The 832-nt window shown below is 49.8% G+C and carries 1 rRNA gene; it reads right to left on the bottom strand.

Annotated features, from left to right (window positions below):
- Window positions 1–832: ribosomal RNA gene (locus tag GTW09_RS17375) — 23S ribosomal RNA — on the bottom strand; the annotation flags it as partial.

The raw sequence follows: 832 nt of genomic DNA, 5'->3' as shown, positions 1-832 counted from the left end.
CGCTAACCCCATCAATTAACCTTCCGGCACCGGGCAGGTGTCACACCCTATACGTCCTCTTACGAGTTTGCAGAGTGCTGTGTTTTTAATAAACAGTCCCAGCCACCTGGTCACTGCGGCCTCCATTTGCTTACCACGCGAAGTGTTCACAAACAGAGGCGTACCTTCTCCCGAAGTTACGGTACAATTTTGCCGAGTTCCTTCACCCGAGTTCTCTCAAGCGCCTTAGTATTCTCTACCTGACCACCTGTGTCGGTTTGGGGTACGGTTCATATAATCATAAGTTTAGAAGCTTTTCCTGGAAGCAGGGCATCAACAACTTCACTCCCTTGGGAGCTCGTCTCGTGTCTCGACCTTTCTCTTTTAAAGAGCGTATCCGGATTTACCTAAATACGCAGCCTACTCACTTTCACTTGGACAACCAACGCCAAGCTTGCCTAGCCTTCTCCGTCCCTCCATCACTGATTATACAAGTACGGAAATATTAATCCGTTTCCCATCGACTACGCATTTCTGCCTCGCCTTAGGGGCCGACTTACCCTGCCCTGATTAGCATGGGACAGGAAACCTTGGTCTTCCGGCGTGGGAGTTTTTCACTCCCATTATCGTTACTCATGTCAGCATTCGCACTTGTGATATGTCCAGCAAGCTTTACAACTCACCTTCATCCACTTACACAACGCTCCCCTACCCAGCATGTAAACATGCTGCCGCAGCTTCGGTATATTGCTTAGCCCCGTTACATCTTCCGCGCAGGCCGACTCGACTAGTGAGCTATTACGCTTTCTTTAAAGGGTGGCTGCTTCTAAGCCAACCTCCTAGCTGTCTATGC

It is taken from the genome of Alteromonas hispanica (assembly GCF_010500915.1).
Classification (GTDB): Bacteria; Pseudomonadota; Gammaproteobacteria; order Enterobacterales; family Alteromonadaceae; genus Alteromonas; species Alteromonas hispanica.
Note: the sequence above shows the minus strand (reverse complement) of the source record. Positions and strands in the feature narration are given on the sequence as shown.